This is a genomic window from Kitasatospora sp. NPDC058115 (assembly GCF_042884635.1).
In the GTDB taxonomy this organism is placed as follows: domain Bacteria; phylum Actinomycetota; class Actinomycetes; order Streptomycetales; family Streptomycetaceae; genus Kitasatospora.
The window spans coordinates 1-21,358 of record NZ_JBHVTL010000040.1 but is presented as its reverse complement, the minus strand read 5'-3'; the positions used below and the strand labels follow the sequence as shown (position 1 = coordinate 21,358).

The following is a 21,358-nucleotide window of genomic DNA, read 5'->3' as shown; positions in this document are numbered from 1 at the left end:
TCACCGGCCCCAGGCGCGGACCACCCGGGGGTCGGCCAGCACCGCCGCCGTCGGGCCGGCCGCGACCACCCGGCCGTCGGCCATCGCGTAGACGGTGTCGGCGAGTTCGGCCACCAGGCCGGGGTCGTGCTCGACCACCAGCAGGGCCATGCCGTCGTCGGCCAGACCGCGCAGGACGGTGAGCAGGCGGGCGGTCTGCGCGGTGTCCAGGCCCGCCGCCGGCTCGTCCAGCAGCAGGACGCGCGGCTCGCCGGCCAGCGCCCGCGCCAGTTCGACCAGCCGCAGCACACCCGTCGACAGCCCGCCGGCCGGCTCCGCCGCCACCGGGCCCAGCCCGAACACGGCGAGCGCGCGCGCCGTCCGGCCGTCCGCCGCGCCCGGGCGCTGCTCGGCGCCGACCCGGACGTTGTCCGCCACCGACAGGGTCGGGAAGACGGCGATCTGCTGGAACGTGCGGGCCAGTCCGAGCCGCACCCGCGCGTGCACCGGGAGCCGGGTGACGTCCCGGCCGCCGAGCAGTACCCGGCCCGCATCCGGGCGCGCGGTGCCGGCCAGGCAGTCGAACAGCGTGCTCTTCCCGGCGCCGTTCGGCCCGATCAGCGCCGTCACCCGCCCGGGCGCCGCGACCAGGTCGACCCCCGCCACCGCCTCGATCCCCCCGTACCGCCGCACCACCCCGCGCGCCGTCAGCCGGGCCCCGGGGGCGCGGTGCAGGACGGTCACGGCCCGGCCCCGCCGTCCCCCGCCCGGCGGTCGCCGGCCAGGACGCGCCTCGGTGGGGTCGGTGGGCCTGGCGGGGCGGAGCGCGGGCCTCCCCGGATGGCCCGCCGTCGGCTGCCCGGCGGGTGGTCGGGCGGTGCGGCATCCGCCGTCGGCTGGCCGGTGGGCGTGGTGGGGCGACGTGCGGTCATGATCCGGCCTCCTCGGATGGTCCGCCGTCGGCCGGTCGGCGGGCGGTGATCAGTGCCCGGACCCGTCGGCCCGCCGGGGTCAGGCGGCCGGTGGGCGCCGCCGGTACCGGCCTCGCCGCCGTGCGGGTGGCGGCGAGGCCGGCCAGGCCGCCCGGGAGGCGGCCGATGGCGGCGGCCAGCGCGCCGACCGCGACGGCCGACACCCCCGCCACCGTGCCCGCGTCCAGGCCGATGAGCAGGGCCGCCGCCAGGACGGCGGCCGACGCGCTGTCGGCGCCCGCGACGACGACGGCCGCGAACCAGAGCAGGCCCCGCACGGGGTCGAACGCCGCCGCGTCGAACGCGCGCCCGGCCATGCCCATCAGGCCGCCGCCGAGCGCCGCCAGGGCGGCGCCCGCCACGAACGCGAACAGCTTGAGCCCCGGCACGTTCACCCCCGCCGCGGCGGCCCCGGGCTCGTGGTCGCGCATCGCGCTCAGCGCCCGGCCGGTGCGCCCGCCGTGCAGGGCCCGGACCACGGCCGCGCCCAGTCCGAGCAGCAGCAGTTCGGCGACGTAGAAGGCGCGGTCGCCGGCCAGGAACGCGGGCCGGTCCAGGACCAGCCCGGTGGTGGCGTACGGCTGCTGGAAGACGAAGCGGCTCAGCGTCGTGCCCACCGCGAAGGTCACCAGCGCCAGGGCCAGGCCGCGCCGCCGGATCGCCGGCCAGCCGGTGAGCAGGCCGAGCGGCGCGGTGACGAGCACGGCGAACAGCAGCGCGGGCGCGGCCGGCAGGGCGGGCAGGCCGGGGATCCGCCCGGACATCAGCAGCGCCGTCCCGAGCGCGCCCAGCCCCGCGTACCCGGCCTGGCCGAGCGAGATCTGCCCGCCGTAGCCGGTCACCACCACGATCGACAGCAGCACCAACGCCAGCGCCGGTACCAGCAGCGCGCTGCGCAGGTCGTTGCCGCGGAAGCCCAGCGGCAGCAGGAGCAGCACCAGGCAGACCGCCCGCGCCGCCCGGGCGCCCCCGCCGCCCCGGGCCCGCGTCCACGGCGGGACGGGCCGGACGTCCGGCCGGCCCGGGCCGTCGGCGAGCCGGGGACCGGCCAGCAGCGCGGCGGCCAGCAGCGCCACCACGAACAGGTTCGCCTGCACCGCCTGCACCAGCGGCAGCAGCTGACCGTCCGGCCGGAACCGGGTCAGCTCCGCCTGCAGCACACCGAGCCCGAGCCCGGTCACCACCGCGACCGGGATGCTCCGCAGCCGGGCGGCCACCGCGACCGCCATCGTCTCCATGACCAGCAGCGGCAGCCCGTACGGGTCGAGCAGCAGGAACGGCGCGAGCGCGATCCCGACCAGCCCGGCGGTGAACGAGCCGAACGCCCACCCGGCCGCCGACACCCGGTCGGCGTCCACCCCGGCCAGCTCGGCGAGCCGCCGGTCGTCCACCACCGCCCGCACCCGCAGCCCGAACGGCGTGAACCGGGTCGTCGCCCCGACCGCGAGGGCGAGCACCAGGATCGCGGCCAGCTGCGCCACCGTGTCCGGGCGCAGCGTGTGCCCGCCGGGCAGCGCGAGGGCGGCCCCGCCGAACGGGGACGGCGCGCCGCTCACCGGACCGGCGCCCCACACCAGCACCACCACCCCGATGAGCAGCACGAACACGCCGAGCCCGGCCACCATCGTCTCGGCCGGTCCGGCGCCGCGCCGTTGCAGCGGCCGGTACACCAGGGCGTCCAGCAGCACCCCGAGGGCGGGTGCCACCAGCAGCAGGCAGCACGCCACGGCCGGCCAGACCGGCCAGTCCCGTTCGACGACCAGGTCGCGCAGCAGGTAGGCGACGAGCATCGCCTGCGCGCCCTGGGCGAGGTTGAGCACGCCGGTGGCGCGGTGGCAGACGACCAGGCCGATGCCGCTGAGCGCGGCGGCGGCGCCGACGGTCAGGCCGGCGAGCGCGAGGTCGAGGGTGAGGCCCGCCGCGTCGGGGCCGGCCGCGCCGAGGAGCGGGTCGAGGAGGTTCACCGGGCCGCCGCCTCAGCCGGTCGGCGGGCGCGGATCGCCCGGACGGGTGGCGCTGCCGCCGGGGCCGGCCGGCCCGGGGTCGCAGAGCCGGCAGGGCGTGAGCCCGCGCTCCCGGACGGCAGCGGCGTCGACGGGGGCGGCGGCGGGCTTGCCGGCCACCAGCGGGCAGTCGGGGCGGTGGTAGAGCGTGCCGCCGGGCACCGCCGTCGGCGGCCCGCCGGTCCCGCCCTCCGGAGGACCGGCGGGCTCCCCGGGCTCCCCGGGCTCGACCAGCAGGGCGTACAGGTGCGCGATCCGGCGGTCGGTGGCCGTGGCCCCGGACGGCGGGCGGGTGCGCCCGGGCGGACGCAGCGCGACCAGCAGCACGCCCGCCACGATCAGCGCCGCGCCCGGGACGGTCGCCGAGGCCAGGTAGGGGATCTGCTGCTCGACGAAGCGCTCGCCGGACACCCCGTACCAGCCCAGCACGCAGAGCACCGCGCCCACGGCGACCAGCGCCCATCCGGCCCACCCGCCGCCCGCCCGTACCGAACGCGCCGACCGCACCGCCCGCGTCGCCGCGTCCTTCGGCCGGTTGGCGGTGCGCTGCCGCCCGGATTGCGATTCGTCCATGGATCCGCCTTGATGGTGTCACTTGCGACGTTTCCAGGATCGGCCTGGAACAGCATCCGGAGCGGCGCGGACCGGCCCCCGGCCGTCGAGAGGAACACCATGCACGTGAGGCAGAGCGGCACCCGTCGGCCCGGCGGCCGCGCCCTCCTGCGGTCGGCGGGCCTGCTGCTCGCCCTGCTGCCGGCGGTCGCGGTGACGGCGTGCGGCAGTGACGGCGGGTCGACGTCCTCGACGACGAGCCCGTCGCCGCCGGCCACGGCCACGGCGACCGTCACCGCGACCGAGACCACGACGGAGACCGCCACGGCCACCGGGACGGCCACGGCCACCGGGACGGCGAGCCCGAGCCCCGGGGCGACCGCGCCCGCCGACCCGGCCGCGGCCACCACCCAGATCACGAACAACTGGCAGAAGTTCTTCGACCCGACCACCCCGATCCCCGAGAAGGCCGCGCTGCTCCAGAACGGTGACGTGCTGCTGCCGGTCCTCCAGGGCTTCGCCCAGGATCCGCGGGTCGGCCAGGTGAAGGCCACGGTCACGGACGTGGCGTTCACCTCCCCGACCGAGGCCACCGTCACCTACGAGCTGTCCCTCCAGGGCAGCGTGGTCGAACCGGCCGCGACCGGTCAGGCGGTGCTGGACAACGGCACCTGGAAGGTCTCCCGCTCGACCCTCTGCGGTCTGCTGGTCCAGGCCGCCGGTGCCACCGGCACCCCGATCCCCGGATGCAGCTGAGCCCCGCCATCGGAGCGCCCGCCACCCGTGCGCCCGCGCCCGTCCTCGCGCTGGTCCTCGTGCTGGCCTCGGCCCTGGTGCTCGCCGGCACGGCCGGCTGCGGGACCCGCCTGCCGGAGAGCGCCTTCGGCGCCAGCTCCGCCACGGCGGGCGCCACCGGAACCACCGGGACGACCGCGGCGGGCGGCGGCAACCCGGCCTCCGACACCGGCGTCACCCCGGCCGAGATCCGGCTCGGCGTCGTCACCTCGCTGACCAGCCCGGTCGGCAGCGAGGTGTTCGGCGGACCGCGCTACGGCGCCCAGGCCTTCTTCCAGGCGCTCAACGACCGCGGCGGCCTGCACGGCCGCACCGTCAAGCTCGTCACCTGCGACGACGGCGGCAGCGGCATCGGCAACCAGGACTGCGTGCACCGGCTCGTCGACCAGTCGCACGTCTTCGCCTTCGTCTCCGGCAGCGTCCTCGACTACGCGGGCGCCCCCTACGTGAGCGGCAAGGCGGTGCCGGACGTCGGCGGCCAGCCGATCGGCACCGCGTACGATCGCTGGCCTCACCTGTACGGCATCTACGGCAGCAGCGCGCCGCGCGACGGGCACGCCGTCGGCTGGAACGGCACGCTCTACCAGTCCACCGAGGTCTTCCGCTTCTTCAGGGAACGCCTCGGCGCGAGCAGCGCCGCCGTGGTCGCCTACAACCAGGCCGACTCCGCCCGCTACGCCGCCCAGCTGCGCGCCGGACTGGAGGCCGAGGGCTACCGGGTGCTCATGCAGACGGTGGACTTCGCGCTGCCGAACTTCCAGGCGGTGGCCGCGGCCGTCCGGGCGGACGGCTCGCAGCTGCTCTTCGACGCCATGGACACCCGGGGCAACGCGGCGCTCTGCCGCTCGCTGGACGAGGCCGGTGTGCACGTCACCGCCAAGGTGACCAACGTGCAGAACTGGTCGGAGGCCGTCCGCACCGACTACCGGGCCTCACCCGCCTGCCGCGACGCGCTCTGGGCCACCTCCTCCTCGCTCGGCTACGAGGACGTCGGCCACCCGGCGGTGGCCGCCTTCCGTGCGGCGATGGCCCGCTACTACCCGGAGCGCGAGCCGCTGCTGTCGGCCTGGGAGCTGGAGGGCTGGGCGGGCGCGCAGTGGCTCACCGACGCGATGGACTCCTGCGGTGCGCAGCTCACCCGGGCCTGCGTCGAACGGTTCATGAACCGCCCCGAGCCCTACGACGCGCACGGGCTGCTCCTGCCCGCCTCCTTCGTGCCGCAGCCCCCGCCGAGCGGGCCGACCCGGGCCTGTCTGAACGCGGCCCGCTGGCAGGACTCCGCCCAGGGCGGGCGCGGCGGCTGGGTGACTCAGGTGGAGTCCATGACCACCACCTGCTTCGACGTGCCGCAGCTGCCCTACACACCGTGAACCCCGCGCCCCGCCCCGGCCGGCTCACCCGGGGCCGGGGCCGGGGCCGGGGCCGAGGCGTTCGACGACGACCATGGCGGCGTCGTCGTCCAGCCGCCCGCCGACGTGCGCCAGCAGATCGCCGCGCAGGTGGTGCAGCAGGGCCACCGGGCACTCGTCGGCGTGCGCGGCGGCCCGTTCGGCGACCCGTGCGGGCAGCGGGTAGAACCGCCGCCCGGCGTCGCGGGCCTCGATCACGCCGTCGGTGTAGATCAGCAGCCGGTCGCCGGGCAGGAACGGGAACTCCTCCACCGCGTACGGCCCCGGGGCCAGTTCGCCGAGGCCGAGCGGGGGAGCGGTGCGGGCGGGCTCCAGGGCGGTGACCCGCTCCCCGTGCAGCAGCAGCGGCGGCGGATGACCGCAGTCGACCAGCCGGACCACCGCCTCGTCGTCCGGGATGTCCAGGACGAGGGCGGTGATGAACGACTCGCCGCTGTCGTCGGCGGCGGGAGCGGCCGGCGCCCCGCCGAGCGGTGGGGGGCGCGGGACCTGCCGGAGCAGCGCCGGGAGCTGGAGCTGCGGCTGCTCCTGGAGGTACAGCCGCTCGGCGCGCTGCTGCTCGGCGAACTGGGCGAGGTCCCAGGCGATGCTGCCGTCGAGGTAGCCGACCAGCCCGGGAAGGTCGGCGTGCAGGTGCGCGGCGGCCCGGAACGCACCCAGCAGCAGCGCGGCGTCGCCGAGCGAGGACAGGCCCTTGCCGCGGACGTCGCCGACCAGCAGCCGGGTGCCGGCGGTGGTGCGGGCCGCCGCGTAGAGGTCGCCGCCGACCTGGGCCTCGGCCTCGGCGGCCAGGTAGACGGAGGCGAGGTGCAGCGGGCCGATCCGGTCGGGCAGCGGGCGCAGCAGGACGCGCTGCGCCGCCTCGGAGACGGAGCGGACCTGTGCGAGCTCCCGCTCGTGGCGGTCGCGCAGCGCGCGCAGGGCCACGATCAGGGCCGAGACGGCGAGCAGGGCGCCGAGCTGGGTCTCGTGGTTGGCGGTGGTGAGGCCGTCGCGCAGGATGCCGATGACGGTCAGGGCGGCGATCGCCAGCGTGGCGACGGCGGCGGTGGCGCGGGTGCCGGCGACGGAGGCGGTGAGGGCGGGGGCGACGATCAGCAGCGGGCCCAGGTGGATGTCCGGCGGGGCGAGCACGTCGACCACCGTGATCAGCACGATCAGGGCGAGCGGGACGGCCGTCAGCGCCCCGCGGCCGGGCCGCCGGGAACGACGGCGGTCGGGGGAACGCCGCTCGTCGGGGTGCCCCGGGCGGGAGTGCCGCTCGCGGGGAGGCTGCCGAGGTGGCACCTCTCCTCTGTACACCGTCCGGGCGGTCCACCGCACCCCGGGCGGGCGGGCGGTGCGGGCGGGCGTCGTGGTCTGCGGACCCTGCGGGCGGGCCGGGTGCTCAGCCCTCGGCGCCGTAGCGGGCCAGGTAGTCGGCGAACCGGGCGACGTCCTCGTCCGCCCAGTCGGTGAACCGGGCGGTGAAGGAGAGCCGCCGCTGCTCGTTGGCCACCCGCAGCAGGGTCAGCCCGGCGTCGGTGGCGAGCAGGATCTGCCCGCGCTGGTCCTCGGGGTCGGTCTCGCGGCGCAGCAGCCCGAGCTTCTCCAGGGCGGTGACCTGGCGGCTCACCGTGGACTTGTCGAGCATGAAGTGCGCGGCGACGTCGGCCGCCCGGCAGCCGCCGCGCTCGGTGATGAGGTCCAGGATGCTGTAGGTGACCAGCGAGAGATCGGGGTGCAGCTGGGACGCCTTGTGGCGGGCGCGGCGGGCGAAGGCGGTCAGCTCGCGCTGGATGGTGGCGATCGACGTCTCGCGGTCGGGCACGCTGACCCACCTCCTCGGGGTCCCGGACTTTTGTTGCACTATACAACGATCTTGGATGCGGAGGGGCGCCTGGCCTGCCAGGCGCGCGCGGCCGCGATCCGACGGGTGGCGCTCGGGTGAGTGGCGAACAGTAGCTCAAGCCACCGGGGCGGGTCGACGTCGGACACGTTGGTCAGTGCCAGCCTGCGCTGCATCGCGACGAACTGCTCGGCGTCCCCGGTCAGTTCGAGGGCGTGCCGGTCCGCGCGCGTCTCCACCAGGCGGCTCACCGCGCACTGCACCGGACCGGACAGCGCGCCCAGCAGCGCGGCGCCCGCCGCGAGCAGGGCCATCGACCGGGGGTCGGCGGCGTCCGTCGCCCCCGCCGCCGACAGCAGCGCGTCCCGGCCCGCGAGCAGGCCCAGCAGCGCCACCACGACGGCCGCGCCCACCGCGCCGAGCACCGTGCCGGTCAGCACGTCCCGGTGCTTGACGTGCCCCAGCTCGTGCGCCACCACCAGCTCCACCTCGCGCGGATCGGCCGTCGACAGCAGCGTGTCGTACGCGACGATCCGCCGCGTCGCGCCCAGACCCGACACGTACGCGTTCAGCGCCGTCGTGCGGCGCGAGGCGTCCGCCACCAGGACGTCGCGCACCCGCACGCCGTCCCGGTCGGCCAGGCCCAGCAGTGCCTCGCGCAGCGGGCCCGGCTCCATCGGCGTGAAGCGGTTGAACACCGGCTCGACCAGCAGCGGGTAGAGGAAGGACAGGGCGGCGGTCAGCAGCGCGGCCGCGCCCGCCGCCGGCAGCCACCAGTACTGCGGCGAGCGGTCGGTGAGCGCGTACAGGCCGAAGGCCACCGGCAGGGCGAGGCCCAGCGTCAGCGCCAGCCCGCGCAGGGCGTCGAGCGCCCAGCCCGCCCAGCCCTGGGTGACCAGACCGAACCGGGCCCGCACCGACCGGGCGCCCGCCCCGAACGGCAGCTGCGCCAGCTGCCCGAGCAGCACCAGCGCGCCGGCCCCGGCGAGCACCTCCGCCGTCCGCGAGCCGCCGAACCAGCGGCCCGCGGCCGACACCAGCCCGGCGCCGGCGGGCGTCAGGCCGAGTGCCAGGGTCAGCGCCAGGCCGGTGAGCCGGCCGCCGAGCGCCCACGGGAGCTGGGCGCGGCGCAGCGCCCGGCCGCGGGCGCGCTGGGCGGGGGTGAAGTCGGGGGCCGGGGCGGGGCGGGCGCCCGGAGCCGGGCTGACAGCGTCTGTCATCTGGTGTCCGTCGTCTGGAGTCCGTCAGCCGGCGGCTGTCACCTGTCGGCTGTCAGCCGCCGGGCATCGACCGTCGATCGTCATCTTGTCCTTCGGTGGCCAGCATGTCACTCCTCGGCGGGCCCCGTGGCGCCGTGGGTGCCCGCGCGGAGCAACTGGTGGCCGAGGTCGACCAGGGCCCGGCCGACCGCGAAGTCGTCGCCCACCGCGGCGGCCGGGGCGTCGTGCGGATTGCGGCGGGCGAGCGCGTCGCTGTGCAGCACGGTGCCGTCGGCGTCGAGCACCGCGTGCACCCGGGTGGTGTCGGCGTCCTCGACCACGTGCAGGCTCAGCTGCCAGTCCTTGGTGCGGACGGCCGGCTCCCCGGCCCCGCCCGCCGCCGCCCCGGCGCCGCCCGCCGCGGCGCGCGGTGCGGGCGTGACGGCGGTGCCGTCCGCGCGGACGATCACCACCGGGCACGACCCGTGCACGGCGCAGCGCGCGCTCACCGAGCCCAGCAGGGTCCGGGCGAAGGTCCCGCGGCCCCGGCTGCCGAGCACCAGCAGGTCGGCGCCCTCGGCCACCTCCAGCAGCACCTCGGCCGCGTGCCCCGGCAGCAGGCTCTCCTCGACCGGCACCGGCCGCTGCGGGCCGACCACCTCGTCCACCTCGACGGTCAGCGTCCGGCGCGCGGACTGCTCGAAGCCGTCGTCCACCATCGGCGCGAACCAGCCGTACAGCGACGGGTACTCCCACGCGGCCACCGCGTGCACCGTCGCCCCGGTCAGCACCGCCTGCCCGACCGCCCAGCGCAGCGCCGCCTTCGAGGGTGCCGAGCCGTCGATCCCGACCACGATCCGCCGTCCGGCGGCCGTGCTCCTCGTGCTGCTCCCGGTGTTCGTGGTCCCGTTGCCGGCCATGACCCACACCACCCGCCTGCCGTCACGGCCCCGGCGCCCTCGCGGGGCCTCCACGCTTCCACGCTGCGCGCGATCCGGGCGCCCGCGCCAGGGACGGGACGGCCAGGAAGGGGCGGCGGGTTGGGACGGACGGGCCCGGTGGGACCGGTGCGACCGGTGGGGTCCGGGCCCGGCGCGGGGCGGGTGGACGGCGGTCCGGCGGTGCGGTCGAACACCCGGCGACGGGCCGGTGCCGGTTGTGGAGGGAGGGCGGAGAAGGGGCGGGGGAGTGACGTAGGCTGACCGCTCCTGGACCGACCTTGGGGGAACACACATGCGCCGTGGCGCGGCCGCCGTCGCACTGCTGCTCGGCCTGATATCCGTCGCCGCCTGCGGACCGGACGACCCCGATCCGTCCGCCGTCAAGGCGGCCGAGTCCGCGAAGGCCGCGGCCGACGCGGCCGCCAAGGCCTCGCCGGGCCCCTCCGACGGCTCCGGCGCCCCCGGTGACCAGGCCTCCGGCGAGGGCGCGGCGCCCCGCCCCGACGGCAGCATCACGGTGGCGTTCGCCGGGGACGTCCACTTCGAGGGCCGCACCGAGGCCAGGCTCGCCGTGCAGCCGCCCGAGACGGCGCTCGGCCCGATCGCCAAGACCCTCTCCGCCGCCGACCTGGCGGTGCTCAACCTGGAGACCGCGATCACCGGACGCGGCGCCCCCGAGCCCAAGACCTACACCTTCCGCACCTCGCCCAAGGCGCTCACCGCGCTGAAGGACTCCGGCGTCGACGTCGTCTCGCTCGCCAACAACCACGCCGTCGACTTCGGCGCCGACGGCCTCGCCGACACCCTGGCCGCGAAGGAGTCCTCGCCCGTCCCGGTCGTCGGCCTCGGCCGCAACTCCCAGGAGGCGTACGCCCCGTACGTCAGCACCGTGCGCGGGGTGAAGGTCGCGGTGGTCGCCGCCAGCCAGGTCGAGGACCTCACCAACCAGAAGTGGCGGGCCGGCGCGAACAAGCCCGGCATCGCCTCGGCGCTGGACACCGCGGCGCTGCTCAAGGCGGTCGGGGACGCCAAGCGGCAGGCACCGGTGGTGCTGGTCTACCTGCACTGGGGCGACGAGGGCAAGGCGTGCCCCACCGCCGCGCAGACCGCCATCGCCAAGAAGCTCGCCGCCGCGGGCGCGACCGCCGTGGTCGGCACCCATGCGCACACCATGGTCGGCTCCGGCATGATCGGGGACACCTACATCGGCTACGGCTTCGGCAACTTCCTCTGGTACGGCACCTCCAACTACGCCAACTCCAACGAGACCGGGGTCACCACGCTGACCGTCAGCCCGGCCGGCAAGGTGCTCGGGGAGGCGTTCGCCCCGGCGACCATCGACGACCGGGGCGTGCCGGTGCCGCAGTCCGGTGCCGCCGCCACCGCCGCCGTCAAGCGCCGCGACGGCCTGCGCGGCTGCACCGGCCTCGCCGCCGTTCCGGGCGCCGCCCCCGCCGGTGCGTCCGGTGCCGTGTCCGGTGCCGCCTCCGCCGGCGCCTCCCCGGCCGGTACGCCGTCCCGCTCCGGCGCCGCGTCCGCCCCGGGCGCGGCCCGCACCCCCGCCCCCACCGCCTCGCACTGAGACCGCGGCGGTGGGCGTGAAGGCGGGCACGGCGGCGGGCGTGAGAGGGTCGGATCGCGGACGACCGGCACACGGAGGGCGGCGACAGTGACGCAGTGGGCGGTGCACGGGCGGCGGCAGGTGTACGGGTCGCCGTGGGTGGAGCTCTGGCTGGACGACGTGGACATCCCCGGCACCGGCCGGGTCGACCACCATGTGCTGCGGATGCCGAAGGAGTGCGCCAACACCGTGGTGACGGACCAGGACGGCCGCTTCCTGCTGCTGTACCGCCACCGGTTCATCACCGGCCGCTGGGGGTGGGAGCTGCCCGCCGGGTGGGTGGAGCCGGGGGAGGAGCCCGTGGCGGCCGCCGCCCGCGAGGTCGAGGAGGAGACCGGCTGGCGGCCGGGGCGGCTCACGCCGCTGACGGAGTTCGACGCGATGGCCGGCATCTCGACCATGCACTTCCACTCCTTCCACGCCGCCGGGGCGCGGTGGACCGGCGAGCCGGCGGACCGCGCGGAGGCGAGCCGGGTGGAGTGGCTGGCCGAGGACGAGGTGGTGCGGCTGCTGGCGGCCGGCGAGGTGGCCGAGGGTGCCTCGCTGACGGCGCTGTCGTACTTCCTGGGCCCCCACCGGCTGGCGGCCCGGGCCGGGGGCGCGCGGTGATCGAGGCGGAGCTGAAGGCGGTGGTGCGCGACCCGGATGCGCTGCTGCGCCGGCTGGAGGACGCCCACGGGCCGGGCCGCGCCGAGGTCTACCGGGACACCTACTACGACACGCCCGACGGGCAACTCTCCGCCGCCGACCGTGAGGTGCGGATCCGTGAGGTGACCGGCGCGGACGGCTCCCGGACGGTGCTGCTGACCTTCAAGGACGCCCGGGTGGACGCGGTGTCCGGCTCCAAGCCGGAGCACGAGACACGGGTGGCCGACGGCGAGGCCGCGCACGCGATCGTGCGCGGCCTCGGCCACCGGCCCGTCCTCGCCTTCGAGAAGCGGTGCCGGAACTACGCGTTCGAGCACCGGGGCCGCCGGATGCTCGCCACGCTGGTGCGGGTGACGGAGCTCGACGGGGTGTTCCTGGAGGTGGAGACGGGCGCGGCGGACGAGCGCGAACTGCCCGCCGCGCTCGCCGCCGTCCGCGCCGTGCTGACCGGGCTCGGGATCTCCGAGGAGGACTTGACCGCCGCCCTGTACACGACGGCCGTCGCGGCCGCCCGCAGCCGACGGCAAGGGAACTGACGAGTCGTCACTCCTTGTGGTCGGCCTCGCCGTGCTTCCAGTAGCCCTTGCTGTGGACGCGCTCGCGCGGCAGCGCCCAGTCGGTGAGCAGATGGCGGCGGACGGCGGCCACCGCGTTCGCCTCGCCGGCCAGCCAGGCCGTGGTGTCCGCCGGAACGTCGGTGGCGAGCAGGGCGTCGGCCAGCGTGCGGCCCTTCGGCAGGTCCGGGTCGCGGGTGAGCCACCGGACGGTCAGGCCGGCCCGGTCGGGCAGTGGCAGGGCGGCCCCGGAGGCCTCGCCGACCTCGACGAACAGCGAGGCCGGGACGCCCGGCGGCAGCTCGTCGAGGATGGTGAGCGCGGCGGGCAGGGCGCTCTCGTCGGCGCCGAGCAGCGCGTGCCCGGCGTCCTCGAAGGAGGGCTGCCGGCCGCGCGGCCCGGCCAGCCGGGCCGGATCGCCGGGGCGGGCGATCTCGGCCCAGCGGGAGAGCGGGCCGTTGCCGTGCAGCACGACGTCGATGTCCACCTCGCGGTCGGCGGGGCGGTGGTAGCGGATGGTGTAGGCCCGGGAGTGGCCCTCGGGGAGGCCCAACTTGACCCACTGGGTGGGGTGTTCGATGGCGAGGGCGTCCAGGGTGGGCCCGGCGAAGGTGAGCCGGACGAGGGCGGGGGTGAGCGGGGTGACGGCGACGACCCGTACGTCGAAGGTCGGCCGGGGGCGACGGAACACGGTGACTCCTGGCTGGGGTTGGTGGCGCCGACGGCGCGGCCCGGAGGTGGACACGGGCCGGCGGGCGGCGGCGCGGTGGGGAAGAGGAGGAGAAGGAGGGAGGGAGTGGCGTCAGCGCGGCAGGTGCTGGTCGAGCAGCGCGTCGACGAACGCGGCGTCCAGCGGGCGGCGCAGCACCAGGGCGCGGTGGTAGAGCGGGGCGAGCAGGGCGTCCAGCAGTACGGCGGCCTCGTCGGTGCCGCTCTCGTCCGCCGCGAGCCCCAGGCAGGCGCGGGTGTGCGCGACGTCCCGGGCACGCAGCTCGTCCAGGAAGCCGTTGTGCAGCAACTCGGCGGTCCGGGCGTCCAGTTGGGCGTGGCCGAGGAGCGCCTGGAGGACCCGGCCGGCCGGGTCGGTGCCGAGGAAGGACGCGAACCGGTGGAGGTAGTCGCGCAGGTCGGCCGGGCCGGAGGGGGTCTCGGCGGGCCAGGCCAGGGCGGTGCCGGCGTCCAGGACGAGGTTGTCGAAGAGGATGTCGACCTTGGACTTCCACCACCGGTAGATGGTCTGCTTGGCGACCCCGGCCGCGGCGGCGATGCCCTCGATGGTCAGGCCCTCGAAGCCCACCTCCACCAGGAGGTCGTCGGCGGCGTTCAGCACCGCCAGACGCGCGGCCTCGCTGCGCCGTCCGCTGCCGCCGGTGGTGGCCGCGCCCCTGGCCCTGCCGCCCGCCGGGCCCGGCGCCGGGGCGCCGTCCGCCGGTGCGGCGGCGTTCGCCCGCGCGGCGGTGCTCACACGGCCGCCGACGGCGCGGCCTGCGGTGGCGGGGCGGGACTGGGCGGTGATGGTGTGCTGGTCCTTGTCCGGGTGCGGCGGCGGGCCGGTGGCGATGGTCGCGGCCATCCTCTCACGCCTCCTCGGGGCGCGCGGCCGGCACCCGCCCCGCGGCGCGCGGCCGCCGGACCAGCCCGGCCGCGATCACCAGCGCCAGCAGGGCGATCGCGGCGCTGAAGACCACCCCGCCGGTGCGCAGGTCGGTCGCCCGGACCAGCACGCCGACGCCGATCACCGGCAGCGAGAGCATGGTGAACAGGATCGCGAAGAAGGCGGAGACCGTCTCGCCGCGCTGCTGCGGCGCCACCCCGCCGTTGATGGTGCCCAGTCCGGTGCCGATGGCGGTGCCGGTGGCGAGGCCGTTGACGCAGGCGCCGAGCAGCAGCGGTGCCAGCGTCCCGCCGATCAGCGCCCCGGCGACGAGCCCGGCGGCCAGCACCAGCCCGGCGCAGGCCAGCGGGAGTGCGCGGGCCGGCGGCAGCACGCGCACCAGGAGCTGCCCGACGGCGATGGAGAGGAACGCCAGGGCGACCACGAGTCCGGTCAGCGCGTGGTGGTGCAGATCGAGCACGGTGGCCAGGAACAGCCCGCTGACCGCCGTCAGCACACCGGTGACGGCGAATCCGGCGCCCCCGGCGAGCGCGGCGCGCAGGAAGGCGGGCCGGATCGCGGGCGGGACGTGCAGTGGCTGGAGGCGCAGCCGGAACCGGGAGGCGGCCCGCACCTCGGCGGGCACCGTCTCGGGGACGGCGAGCAGGCCGAGCGCGGCGGCGCCGGTGAGGACGAGGGTCACCGTCCAGGGCAGCCGCAGCGGCGAGCCGGCCCACTCGGCGAGGATCCCGGCGAACAGGGTGCCGCCCGCGAGGCCGCCCATGTTGGCGGCGAGCGCCAGGGTCTGGGCGCGCAGCCGGCGCTCCGGCGGGGCGAGGTCGAGCAGGGCGGCGGTGGCGGCGCCGGTGACCAGGGCGGCGCCGAAGCCGGACAGCACCCGGGCGGCGAGCAGCCAGGGCAGCGAGTCGGCGGCCTCGAAGAGCCCGGCGGCGGCCGCGGCGAGCAGCAGGGCGGTCAGCAGCACGGGCCGGCGGCCGATCTGGTCGGAGAGCCTGCCGAGGGCGAGCAGTCCGGCGACGACGCCGAGCGCGTAGAGGGCGAAGATCACCGTGACGGTGAACGTCGAGAAGCCGAAGGCGTGCTGGTAGAGCGGGTAGAGCGGGGTCGGGACGGTGGTGCCGGCCATGGTGACCCAGAAGGCGAGGGCGACGGCGGCCGGGGCGAAGGGGCCGCCGGGGCGTCGGGGCGGGGCGGAGGGCATGGGTGCTCCTCGGGCGGAGGGGGGTGTCGGGCGGAAGGTGGACGCAACGTTGCGTCTCGATTCGACGCGGCGACCGTAACACTGGACGCAACGTTGCGTCCAGCTTCATCGACGGCACCCGCCCGCCCCGCCCGCCCGGTCGCCGACCCCGGCCCGTCGTCGCCCGCCTGCTGCGCCCGCCCGCCCCGCCCGCCGCTCCGGCCGGGCGGCCGGGAGCAGTTGACGACCCCGCAGAGGCCGTCCGACCTCGCACGACCCCTCGGCGGCCCCGAACAATTGTGTTAGGTTAGCCTTGCCTAATGTCGCTGGTCGGAGGGGAATTTCCTGTGCAGCAGTCCGAACTCGCCGGCGCCGTCGCGATCGTCACCGGCGCCGGACAGGGCATCGGTGCGGCCGTCACGCGCGCCCTCGTCGCCGCCGGCGCCGTCGTCGCCGCGGCCGACCGCAACCCCGGTCCGCTCGCCGCGCTCGCGGAGGAGCTGGCAGCCGGCCCGGCCGCGGGCGGTCCCGTCCACCCCTACCCGCTGGACGTCACCGACGCGGCCGCCGTCGAGTCCACCGTCGCCCTGGTCGAGGATCAACTCGGCCCGGTCGGCATCCTGGTGAACGTCGCCGGAATCCTGCGCACCGCACCGGTGGTCGACCTGAGTGACCAGGACTGGGCCGACACCTTCGCCGTCAACACCACCGGGGTCTTCCACACCTCCCGCGCGGTCGGACGGCGGATGGCCGGACGCGGCCGCGGCGCCATCGTCACCGTCGGCTCCAACGCCGCCGGCGTGCCGCGCACCGGGATGGCCGCCTACGCGGCCTCCAAGGCGGCGGCCACCATGTTCACCCGCTGTCTCGGCCTGGAACTCGGCCGCTCCGGGGTGCGCTGCAACATCGTCTCGCCCGGCTCCACCGACACCGCGATGCAGCGCGCGCTCTGGCAGGACGACGCCGGGGCCGCCGAACGGCGCGTCATCGACGGCGACCTCGCCGGCTACCGGGTCGGCATCCCGCTCGGCCGGATCGCCCAACCCGCGGACATCGCCGAGGCGGTGGCCTTCCTGGTCTCCGACCGGGCCCGCCACATCACCATGCACGACCTCTACGTGGACGGCGGCGCCACCCTGCGCGCCTGACACCCCGGCAGTCCGGGCACCCCGGACCACCGCGCGGGCCGCACGGCCGGGACGAGCAGCGCCCGGACCCGCCGCCCCACCCGGACCAGCCGGGACCGCAGCCCCACCCGGGACCGCACCCCCACCGGGGAGCGCGCCCCGGACCACACCACCCGCCGGCCGCCGCGACGAGCGAAGCCCGGCGACCACTCGCAGACTGGGAGAATCCAGGTGACCACGGTGCACCACGCCCCCGCCGGGACGGACCACACCGTCATCGGCGCGGCCAGCGGGCTGCTGGGCCAGTATCGGGCCGCGCCCGACGAGGCGTTCTTCGCCTCCCCGACCCGCACGCTGCTCGCCGAGGGCGTGCACGCCCGGGTCCCCCAGGACGGGCGCCCGCTGGCCGAGCGGGTCGCCGGCACCCTCGACCGGGCCCGCCGCGACGGCGTCGAACACCCGCTGGTGGTGGGCGCGGTGGCGTTCGACCACGACAGCCGCGCCGAACTCGCCGTCCCCGCCCGGCTGCGCAGCTGCGGCGCGCTGCGCGACGACCCGCTGATCGCGCTGCCCGCCCCGGCCGCCGACCGGATCGACTGGACCGTGCGCCCGGTGCCCGCCCCCGAGGCGTACGGCGCCGGCGTCGCCGAGGCCGTGCACCGGCTCCAGGAGGGCGAGTTGAGCAAGGTGGTGCTCGCCCGCACCCTGGAACTGCACGCCGACCGCCCGCTCGACCTGCCCGCGATCCTCCAGCGCCTCGCCCGCCGCGACCCCGGCGGCTACACCTTCGGCGTCCCGGCCGGCGGCGGCCGCACCCTGATCGGCGCCAGCCCCGAACTGCTGCTCTCGCGCCGGGGCACCGCCGTCACCGCCAACCCGCTGGCCGGCTCGGTGCCGCGCAGCGCCGACCTCGGCGAGGACGTCCGGCGCGCCGCCGCGCTCCTGGAGTCCCCCAAGGACCTGCACGAGCACGCCTTCGTGGTGGACGCCATCCGCGCCGCGCTCGCCCCCTACTGCCGCACCCTGGACGTGCCGGAGCGGCCCACCCTGGTGCGCACCGCCGCGATGTGGCACCTGGCCACCACCATCACCGCCGAACTGGCCGACCCGGCGGTCTCCGCCCTGGAGCTGGCCGTCGCGCTGCACCCCACCCCGGCGGTCTGCGGCAGCCCGACGCCGCTCGCCCGCGAGGCGATACGCGAGATCGAGCCCTTCGACCGGGGCCTGTACGCGGGCATGGTCGGCTGGGGCGACGCGGACGGCGACGGCGAGTGGGTGGTCACCCTGCGCTGCGCCGAGGCCGACGAGCGGAGCCTGCGGGTCTTCGCCGGCGCCGGCGTGGTGGCCGAGTCCCGGCCGGAGGCCGAACTCGCCGAGACCAGCGCCAAGTTCCGTACCTTCCTGGACGCCGCGGGAGTGCCGCGGTGAACGACCTGAACACCCCGGGGGCCCACGTGACCGCACCGCTCGACCTCGACCCGATGGAGCAGGTGCTCGCCGGATTCACGCCGTACCCGGCGGAGTTCGCCGAGCGCTACCGGGCCGCCGGCCACTGGCGCGGCGAGACCTTCGGCTCGATGCTGCGCGAGCGCGCCGCCGCCCACCCGGAGCGGATCGCGATCACCGACCCGTCCGGCGGCGACGGCGAGGACCCCACCCGGCACTGGACGTACGCCGAACTCGACCACCGGGCCGACCGGATGGCCGCCGGGCTGCGCGCCCTCGGCATCGGCCGCGGCGACCGCGTGGTGGTCCAGCTGCCCAACACCGCCGAGTTCTTCGAGGTGGTCTTCGGGCTGTTCCGGATCGGCGCGCTGCCGGTCTTCGCGCTGCCCGCGCACCGCTACACCGAGATCTCCTACTTCTGCTCCTTCACCGGCGCCGTCGGCTACGTCGTCCCGGCCGTCGAGGGCGGCTTCGACCACCGCGAACTCGCCGGCCGGGTGAAGGCGGAGACGCCGTCGCTGCGGCACGTCCTGGTGGCGGGCGGCGACCCGGGCGAGCACACCCCGCTGGCCGCCGTCCCGGTGGACCCGGCCGGCGCCGAGTGGCCCGAGCCGCAGCCGGGGGACGTCGCGTTCCTCCAGCTGTCCGGCGGCAGCACCGGGGTGCCCAAGCTGATCCCGCGCACCCACGACGACTACATCCACTCGCTGCGCGGCTCGGTCGAGATCTGCGGCCAGGACGAGCGCAGCGTCTACCTCGTGGTGCTGCCCGCCGCGCACAACTTCCCGCTCAGCTCGCCGGGTTCGCTCGGCACCCTGTACGCGGGCGGCCGGGTGGTGCTCTGCCCGCAGCCCAGCCCGGAGACGGCGTTCCCGCTGATCGAGCGCGAGGGCGTGACCATCACCGGGCTGGTGCCGCCGCTGGCGCTGCTCTGGCTGGAGGCCGCCGAGCGGCGCCGGGAGGCCAGCGGGCCCACCGGGCTGGAGAGCCTGGAGGTGCTGCTGGTCGGCGGCGCCAAGTTCAGCGAGGAGGCCGCCCGGCGGGTGCGCCCGGTGCTGGGCTGCACCCTCCAGCAGGTGTTCGGGATGGCCGAGGGCCTGGTCAACTACACCCGGCTGGACGACCCGGAGGAGGTCGTCGTGACCACCCAGGGCCGGCCGATCTCCCCGGACGACGAGGTGCGGGTGGTCGACGACCAGGACGACGACCTGCCCGACGGCGCCACCGGCCACCTGCTCACCCGCGGCCCGTACACCATCCGCGGCTACTGGAACGCACCCGGCCACAACGCCGCCTCCTTCACCGCGGACGGCTTCTACCGCACCGGCGACCTGGTCCGCCGCACCGCGACCGGCCACCTGGTGGTCGAGGGCCGGGCCAAGGACCAGATCAACCGGGGCGGCGAGAAGGTCGCCGCCGAGGAGATCGAGAACCACCTGCTGGCCCACCCGGCCGTGCACGACGCGGCCGTGGTCTCGATGCCCGACCCCTACCTCGGCGAGCGCACCTGTGCCTACGTGGTGCTGCGCGAGGAGCACCGCGCGCGGCCACCGAAGTCCGTCGAGCTCAAGCGCTTCGTGCGCGGGCGCGGGCTGGCCGACTTCAAGGTGCCGGACCGGGTCGAGTTCCTCGACGCCTTCCCGGCCACCGGCATCGGCAAGGTGAGCAAGAAGGACCTCCGCGCGGCCATCGCCGCCACCCTCGACGCCCCCGACGCCCCCTGACCCTCCCCGCCCCCTCCTGCCCCACCCCGACACACCCCGACACACCCAGACACAGCTAAGGAAGCACCGCCGTGGGCCTGCCCCGCATCCCCTCCTACCTGATGCCCGCCGCCGCCGACCTGCCGGCCAACCGGGTCGACTGGACGGTCGACCCGTCCCGGGCCGTGCTGCTGGTGCACGACCTGCAGAACCACTTCCTGAACGCCTTCGACACGACGGCCCCGCCGGTCACCGAGCTGTTCGCCAACATCAACCGGCTGCGCGCCTGGGCCGCCGAGCACGGCGTGCCCGTCGTCTACTCGGCGCAGCCCGGCGGCCAGACCCCCGAACAGCGGGGCCTGCAGCAGGACTTCTGGGGCCCGGGCATCCCGGACGACCCGCGGGCGGCGGCCGTCGCCGACGCCGTCGCCCCGGCCGAGGGTGACCGGCTGCTCACCAAGTGGAAGTACAGCGCCTTCGTCCGCACCGACCTGGAGGAGCTGCTGCGCGAGCAGGGCCGCGACGAGCTGGTGATCACCGGCGTGTACGCCCACATCGGCGTGCAGGCCACCGCCTGCGACGCCTGGATGCGCGACGTGCGGGCCTTCGTGGTGGCCGACGCGGTCGCCGACTTCGGCGCGGACGAGCACCGCGCCGCGCTCACCTGGGTGGCCGGGCGCTGCGGCGTGGTCACCGCCACCGATGCCGTACTGGAAGGGAAGTGACGGGCATGGCCTTCACCGTGGAGCGGATCCGGGCCGAGGTCGCCGACCTGCTCGGCGAGGACCCGGCGGATATCCCGCTGGACGAGAACCTGGCGGACTGGGGCCTGGACTCGGTGCGGCTGATGGCGCTGGCCGAGCGCTGGCGGGCCGAGGGCGCCGAGGTGGCCTTCCTGCAGCTGGCCGAGCGCCCGGCCGTCGAGGCCTGGGCCGAGCTGCTCGGCGCGTCCTGATGGAGCCCGGCGCGGGGGCGGGCCGGCCCGCCGGCGCCCGCCGGTGGCCCGCCACCACGGCGATCGGTCCCTTCGAGGCGCAGGCGGCCCGCACGCCGCACGCCCCGGCGCTGCTGCCGGTCGGCGCGGCGGCGGTGAGCTACGGCGAGCTGAACGCCGCCGCGAACCGGACGGCGCGCTGCCTGGCGGACCGCGGCGCCCGCCCCGGTACGGTCGTCGGCCTGGCGCTCACCCGCCCGGCCGACCTCGTGCCGGCGCTGCTGGCGGTGGCCAAGGCGGGGGCGGCGTACCTGCCGCTGGACCCGGACGACGCGCCGGGGCGGCTGGCCTGGCTGCTGGCGGACGCGGCGCCGGTCTGCGTGCTGGGGGAGGGGGTGCCGGCCGCGGAACGCCCGGCCGCCGAGGAGCTGGCCGGCCGGGCGGTCACCGACCCGCCGCGGGCGCTCACCCCGCAGCACCCGCTCTGCCGGGCGTACGGCCCGGGCGGGCGGCCGGCGGGGGTGTGGACGACGCACGCCGAGGTGGACCGCCGGGTGCGCGAGCTGCAGGCCGCGTACGGGCTGGGCGCGGGTGACCGGGTGCTGCAACTGGGGCTGCCGCTGTGGGAGTTCCTGTGGCCGCTGCGGACCGGGGCGGCGCTGGTGCTGGCCGACCCGGACCGGCCGGGCGAGGTGGGGGAGCTGGTCCGCGAGGCCGGGGTGACGGCCCTGCGCGCCGCGCCCTCGGTGCTCGGCGAGCTGGTGCCCGAGCCGGGCCCGGTGCACCTCGCCCCGCAGCGCGGCTGACGGCCGACCGGGCTCCGGGCGGCGGGTGACCGGTCCCGGGACCGGTC

Annotated in this window: 21 protein-coding genes; 11 read left to right on the top strand and 10 right to left on the bottom strand. The window is 76.8% G+C overall.

Annotated features, from left to right (window positions below; genetic code table 11):
- From ACFVVL_RS32110 to ACFVVL_RS32100, 3 genes are all read right to left on the bottom strand, one after another.
- Positions 1–723, bottom strand: coding sequence for an ABC transporter ATP-binding protein (locus ACFVVL_RS32110; RefSeq protein WP_387681473.1), 723 nt, complete (start codon positions 721–723; stop codon positions 1–3).
- Positions 724–907: 184 nt separating this feature from the next.
- Positions 908–2,914 carry an ABC transporter permease gene (locus ACFVVL_RS32105; RefSeq protein WP_387681470.1) on the bottom strand — a complete coding sequence of 669 codons (2,007 nt, stop codon included), beginning with the start codon at positions 2,912–2,914 and terminating at the stop codon, positions 908–910.
- Between the two features lie 12 nt (positions 2,915–2,926).
- Positions 2,927–3,526 (bottom strand): hypothetical protein, encoded by a 600-nt coding sequence (locus ACFVVL_RS32100; protein ID WP_380292960.1) that lies wholly within the window; start codon positions 3,524–3,526, stop codon positions 2,927–2,929.
- 99 nt (positions 3,527–3,625) lie between these two features.
- Between ACFVVL_RS32100 and ACFVVL_RS32095 the strand changes: the two genes are divergently transcribed.
- On the top strand, positions 3,626–4,261 hold the full coding sequence (locus ACFVVL_RS32095) for a hypothetical protein (RefSeq protein WP_387681467.1): 636 nt from the start codon (positions 3,626–3,628) through the stop codon (positions 4,259–4,261).
- Positions 4,252–5,670, top strand: coding sequence for an ABC transporter substrate-binding protein (locus tag ACFVVL_RS32090; RefSeq protein WP_387681465.1), 1,419 nt, complete (start codon positions 4,252–4,254; stop codon positions 5,668–5,670). The genes ACFVVL_RS32095 and ACFVVL_RS32090 overlap by 10 nt, the downstream gene beginning before the upstream one ends.
- A gap of 24 nt (positions 5,671–5,694) precedes the next feature.
- Here the strand turns inward: ACFVVL_RS32090 and ACFVVL_RS32085 are convergent, their stop codons facing one another.
- From ACFVVL_RS32085 to ACFVVL_RS32070, 4 genes are all read right to left on the bottom strand, one after another.
- Positions 5,695–6,891 (bottom strand): PP2C family protein-serine/threonine phosphatase, encoded by a 1,197-nt coding sequence (locus ACFVVL_RS32085; RefSeq protein WP_387681539.1) that lies wholly within the window; start codon positions 6,889–6,891, stop codon positions 5,695–5,697.
- Positions 6,892–7,096: 205 nt separating this feature from the next.
- Positions 7,097–7,519 carry a MarR family winged helix-turn-helix transcriptional regulator gene (locus tag ACFVVL_RS32080; RefSeq protein WP_380292969.1) on the bottom strand — a complete coding sequence of 141 codons (423 nt, stop codon included), beginning with the start codon at positions 7,517–7,519 and terminating at the stop codon, positions 7,097–7,099.
- 38 nt (positions 7,520–7,557) lie between these two features.
- On the bottom strand, positions 7,558–8,757 hold the full coding sequence (locus ACFVVL_RS32075; RefSeq protein WP_387681461.1) for a M48 family metalloprotease: 1,200 nt from the start codon (positions 8,755–8,757) through the stop codon (positions 7,558–7,560).
- Positions 8,758–8,864: 107 nt separating this feature from the next.
- Positions 8,865–9,656, bottom strand: coding sequence for a universal stress protein (locus ACFVVL_RS32070; protein WP_380292973.1), 792 nt, complete (start codon positions 9,654–9,656; stop codon positions 8,865–8,867).
- A 313-nt stretch (positions 9,657–9,969) separates the two neighbouring features.
- Between ACFVVL_RS32070 and ACFVVL_RS32065 the strand changes: the two genes are divergently transcribed.
- From ACFVVL_RS32065 to cyaB, 3 genes are all read left to right on the top strand, one after another.
- Entirely contained in the window at positions 9,970–11,259 is a 1,290-nt protein-coding gene (locus ACFVVL_RS32065) for a CapA family protein (protein ID WP_387681457.1), read from the top strand.
- Between the two features lie 87 nt (positions 11,260–11,346).
- Positions 11,347–11,907 carry an NUDIX domain-containing protein gene (locus ACFVVL_RS32060; RefSeq protein ID WP_380292977.1) on the top strand — a complete coding sequence of 187 codons (561 nt, stop codon included), beginning with the start codon at positions 11,347–11,349 and terminating at the stop codon, positions 11,905–11,907.
- The gene (cyaB, locus tag ACFVVL_RS32055) at positions 11,904–12,482 is read left to right on the top strand and encodes a class IV adenylate cyclase (RefSeq protein ID WP_387681453.1); all 579 of its coding nucleotides are present in this window, start codon (positions 11,904–11,906) and stop codon (positions 12,480–12,482) included. Before ACFVVL_RS32060 ends, cyaB begins: the two co-directional genes overlap by 4 nt.
- 7 nt (positions 12,483–12,489) lie before the next feature.
- Here cyaB and ACFVVL_RS32050 read toward each other — a convergent pair whose 3' ends face one another.
- From ACFVVL_RS32050 to ACFVVL_RS32040, 3 genes are all read right to left on the bottom strand, one after another.
- Positions 12,490–13,191 carry a siderophore-interacting protein gene (locus tag ACFVVL_RS32050; RefSeq protein WP_380292981.1) on the bottom strand — a complete coding sequence of 234 codons (702 nt, stop codon included), beginning with the start codon at positions 13,189–13,191 and terminating at the stop codon, positions 12,490–12,492.
- A 111-nt stretch (positions 13,192–13,302) separates the two neighbouring features.
- Positions 13,303–14,073, bottom strand: a complete 771-nt coding sequence (locus ACFVVL_RS32045; RefSeq protein WP_387681451.1) for a TetR/AcrR family transcriptional regulator — start codon at positions 14,071–14,073, stop codon at positions 13,303–13,305.
- Between the two features lie 4 nt (positions 14,074–14,077).
- Positions 14,078–15,316 (bottom strand): MFS transporter, encoded by a 1,239-nt coding sequence (locus tag ACFVVL_RS32040; RefSeq protein ID WP_387681448.1) that lies wholly within the window; start codon positions 15,314–15,316, stop codon positions 14,078–14,080.
- A 299-nt stretch (positions 15,317–15,615) separates the two neighbouring features.
- On the opposite strand from ACFVVL_RS32040, the gene ACFVVL_RS32035 reads away from it, so the two are divergent.
- The 6 genes from ACFVVL_RS32035 to ACFVVL_RS32010 all read left to right on the top strand — a co-directional run bounded on the left by ACFVVL_RS32035 (position 15,616) and on the right by ACFVVL_RS32010 (position 21,311).
- Positions 15,616–16,443 carry a 2,3-dihydro-2,3-dihydroxybenzoate dehydrogenase gene (locus ACFVVL_RS32035; RefSeq protein WP_387681445.1) on the top strand — a complete coding sequence of 276 codons (828 nt, stop codon included), beginning with the start codon at positions 15,616–15,618 and terminating at the stop codon, positions 16,441–16,443.
- Between the two features lie 204 nt (positions 16,444–16,647).
- Positions 16,648–17,850 carry an isochorismate synthase DhbC gene (gene dhbC / locus ACFVVL_RS32030; RefSeq protein WP_387681536.1) on the top strand — a complete coding sequence of 401 codons (1,203 nt, stop codon included), beginning with the start codon at positions 16,648–16,650 and terminating at the stop codon, positions 17,848–17,850.
- Positions 17,851–17,903: 53 nt separating this feature from the next.
- Positions 17,904–19,592, top strand: a complete 1,689-nt coding sequence (locus ACFVVL_RS32025) for a (2,3-dihydroxybenzoyl)adenylate synthase (RefSeq protein WP_387681533.1) — start codon at positions 17,904–17,906, stop codon at positions 19,590–19,592.
- Positions 19,593–19,663: 71 nt separating this feature from the next.
- Positions 19,664–20,296 carry an isochorismatase family protein gene (locus tag ACFVVL_RS32020; RefSeq protein WP_380298019.1) on the top strand — a complete coding sequence of 211 codons (633 nt, stop codon included), beginning with the start codon at positions 19,664–19,666 and terminating at the stop codon, positions 20,294–20,296.
- 5 nt (positions 20,297–20,301) lie between these two features.
- Positions 20,302–20,526 carry a phosphopantetheine-binding protein gene (locus tag ACFVVL_RS32015; RefSeq protein WP_030391815.1) on the top strand — a complete coding sequence of 75 codons (225 nt, stop codon included), beginning with the start codon at positions 20,302–20,304 and terminating at the stop codon, positions 20,524–20,526.
- Complete coding sequence (locus ACFVVL_RS32010; RefSeq protein WP_387681440.1) at positions 20,526–21,311, top strand: AMP-binding protein; 786 nt, start codon at positions 20,526–20,528, stop codon at positions 21,309–21,311. Before ACFVVL_RS32015 ends, ACFVVL_RS32010 begins: the two co-directional genes overlap by 1 nt.
- Positions 21,312–21,358: the final 47 nt, after the last annotated feature.

Excerpts from the sequence above, each read along its gene's own strand:
- ACFVVL_RS32100 (WP_380292960.1), bottom strand. The coding sequence starts at position 3,526 with ATGGACGAATCGCAATCCGGGCGGCAGCGCACCGCCAACCGGCCGAAG.
- ACFVVL_RS32095 (WP_387681467.1), top strand. The coding sequence starts at position 3,626 with ATGCACGTGAGGCAGAGCGGCACCCGTCGGCCCGGCGGCCGCGCCCTC.
- ACFVVL_RS32090 (WP_387681465.1), top strand. The coding sequence starts at position 4,252 with ATGCAGCTGAGCCCCGCCATCGGAGCGCCCGCCACCCGTGCGCCCGCG.
- ACFVVL_RS32075 (WP_387681461.1), bottom strand. The coding sequence starts at position 8,757 with ATGACAGACGCTGTCAGCCCGGCTCCGGGCGCCCGCCCCGCCCCGGCC.
- ACFVVL_RS32070 (WP_380292973.1), bottom strand. The coding sequence starts at position 9,656 with ATGGCCGGCAACGGGACCACGAACACCGGGAGCAGCACGAGGAGCACG.
- ACFVVL_RS32065 (WP_387681457.1), top strand. The coding sequence starts at position 9,970 with ATGCGCCGTGGCGCGGCCGCCGTCGCACTGCTGCTCGGCCTGATATCC.
- ACFVVL_RS32045 (WP_387681451.1), bottom strand. The coding sequence starts at position 14,073 with ATGGCCGCGACCATCGCCACCGGCCCGCCGCCGCACCCGGACAAGGAC.
- ACFVVL_RS32040 (WP_387681448.1), bottom strand. The coding sequence starts at position 15,316 with ATGCCCTCCGCCCCGCCCCGACGCCCCGGCGGCCCCTTCGCCCCGGCC.
- ACFVVL_RS32035 (WP_387681445.1), top strand. The coding sequence starts at position 15,616 with ATGTCGCTGGTCGGAGGGGAATTTCCTGTGCAGCAGTCCGAACTCGCC.
- ACFVVL_RS32025 (WP_387681533.1), top strand. The coding sequence starts at position 17,904 with ATGGAGCAGGTGCTCGCCGGATTCACGCCGTACCCGGCGGAGTTCGCC.
- ACFVVL_RS32015 (WP_030391815.1), top strand. The coding sequence starts at position 20,302 with ATGGCCTTCACCGTGGAGCGGATCCGGGCCGAGGTCGCCGACCTGCTC.
- ACFVVL_RS32010 (WP_387681440.1), top strand. The coding sequence starts at position 20,526 with ATGGAGCCCGGCGCGGGGGCGGGCCGGCCCGCCGGCGCCCGCCGGTGG.